We start from the raw sequence: 2250 nt of genomic DNA, 5'->3' as shown, positions 1-2250 counted from the left end.
TGTCGACGCCGCGTGAAAACTGAGCCGTAGTCGGCGGGTGAAACCTGAGCACCCTGTGTACGGCTTGGGGTGTGATCAGCGTGGAGGACTGGGCCGAGATTCGGCGTTTGCACCGGTCAGAGGGTGTGAGTCAGGCGGCGATTGCCCGACGGCTCGGGATCTCGAGGAACACGGTTGCTCGGGCGTTGATGTCGGATCGGCCGCCGAAGTATCAGCGGGCGGCGCGGGGTTCGGCGGTGGACGCGGTCGAGGGCCGGATCCGGTCGTTGTTGGCGGAATGGCCGGCGATGCCGGCGACGGTGATCGCGGAGCGGATCGGCTGGACTAGGTCGTTGACGGTTCTGAAGGACAGGGTGCGCCAGCTGCGGCCGTTGTTCGCCGGGGTGGACCCGGCCGACCGTCTGGAGTACGAACCGGGCGAGGTGGCGCAGTGCGATCTGTGGTTCCCGCCGCTGCCGGTGCCGGTCGGCGCCGGTCAGGAACGGGTGTTGCCGGTGCTGGCGATGACGTGCGGGCACTCGCGGGTCACGGACGCGGTGATGATCCCGTCGCGAAGGGGCGGGGACATCCTGGCCGGGATGTGGGAGGTCATCGCCGAGTGGGGCGGGTGCCCGCGGACGCTGGTCTGGGATCGGGAGGCCGCGATCGGCGGGACCGGCCGGTTGAGCGTCGAGGCGGCGGCGTTCGCCGGCACGCTCGGTGTTCGGATCCGGTTGGCTCCGCCTCGGGATCCGGAGTCCAAGGGCCTGGTCGAGCGGCGTAACGGGTTCTTCGAGACCTCGTTTCTGCCCGGGCGCGCGTTCACCTCACCGTTCGACTTCAACACCCAGATCAGTCAGTGGCTGGCGGAGCGGGCGAACATGCGGCATCTGCGCGCGATCGGCGCCCGGCCGGTGGACCGGTGGCCGACCGAGCGGGCCGCGATGGTGCCGCTGCCACCCGTGGCGCCGCAGGTCGGGCTGACCGGCCGGGTCCGTCTGGGCCGGGACTACTACATCCGGGTCGAGGCCAACGACTACAGCGTCGACCCACGGGCGATCGGCCGGTTCGTCGACTGGATCGCCACCCCCGCCCGCGTCGTGGCCAGCTGCGCCGGGCAGGTCGTGGCCGAGCACGACCGATCCTGGACCAACGCGGTCACGATCACCGACCCGCAGCATCGGGCCATCGCGAAGCTGCTGCGTGCTGAACTGGCCGAACGCCGTCCCGCGCACCGCCCCGCGACCCGCGCGCACCCCGACGGCCATGTCGTGGCACTGCGGGCGCTGCCCGACTACGACGCGCTCTACGGCGTCGACTTCGACCCCCGACCCGACGACCAGTCCGACGCCGGGTCCACGATCACCGAAAGGATCTAAATGGCCACCACCACGGCGACCACGCGCGGGAGCACCCCGGCGGTCCACCGCCCACGACCGGATCACCTCGATTCCAAGCTCGCCTACCTCACCCGGGTCTTGAAGACACCTACGATCGGCCGGGTCTGGCAGGACCTCGCCGACACCGCCCGCGACGCGAACTGGTCGCACGAGGAATATCTGACCGCCGTCCTGGAACGGCAGGTCGCCGACCGCGAGTCCGCCGGGAACATGATGCGGGTCCGCACCGCACACTTCCCCGCGATCAAGACCCTGGACGACTTCAACCTCGACCACCTGCCCAGCCTGCGCAAGGACGTCCTGGCCCACCTGGCCACCGCCACGTTCGTGCCCAAGGCCGACAACGTCGTGCTGCTCGGACCGCCCGGCATCGGCAAGACGCACCTGGCCATCGGTCTGGGAATCAAGGCCGCCCAGGCCGGAAACTCGGTGCTGTTCGACACCGCCACGAACTGGATCACCCGCCTGAGCAGAGCCCATCACGCCGGCGCGCTTGAGGCCGAACTCAAGAAGATCCGCCGCTACCGGCTCATCATCATCGACGAAGTGGGCTACATCCCGTTTGACACCGACGCGGCCAACCTGTTCTTCCAACTCGTCGCGTCCCGCTACGAACAGGCCTCGATCCTGGTCACCTCGAACCTGCCCTTCGGCCGCTGGGGCGAAGTCTTCGGCGACGAAGTCGTCGCCGCCGCGATGATCGACCGGCTCGTCCACCACGCCGAGGTCCTCACCCTCGCCGGCGACTCCTACCGCACCAAAGCCCGCCGCGAACTACTCGCTAAAGACCGCAACAAGTAGGACAAACCATCAACCCAGGTGCTCAGTTTTCAGCCGTCGCAACCTGCTCAGTTTTCAGCCGTCGTTGACA

Annotated in this window: 2 protein-coding genes; both read left to right on the top strand. The window is 68.7% G+C overall.

The features are described from left to right. The first annotated feature begins 71 nt into the window (after window positions 1-71). A complete protein-coding gene (gene istA, locus QMG73_RS46015) occupies window positions 72-1358 on the top strand; it encodes an IS21 family transposase (protein WP_281906488.1) in 1287 nt (428 codons plus the stop codon). Further along, window positions 1359-2180, top strand: coding sequence for an IS21-like element helper ATPase IstB (gene istB, locus QMG73_RS46010; RefSeq protein WP_281906486.1), 822 nt, complete (start codon window positions 1359-1361; stop codon window positions 2178-2180). It begins immediately after the preceding gene. Window positions 2181-2250: the final 70 nt, after the last annotated feature.

The organism is Phytohabitans aurantiacus, from assembly GCF_027923225.1.
GTDB classification, from domain to species: Bacteria; Actinomycetota; Actinomycetes; order Mycobacteriales; family Micromonosporaceae; genus Phytohabitans; species Phytohabitans aurantiacus.
This window is presented reverse-complemented; position numbering and strand designations above follow the sequence as displayed.

Coding starts and splice junctions, on each gene's coding strand:
- istB (WP_281906486.1), top strand. CDS start 1,359: ATGGCCACCACCACGGCGACCACGCGCGGGAGCACCCCGGCGGTCCAC.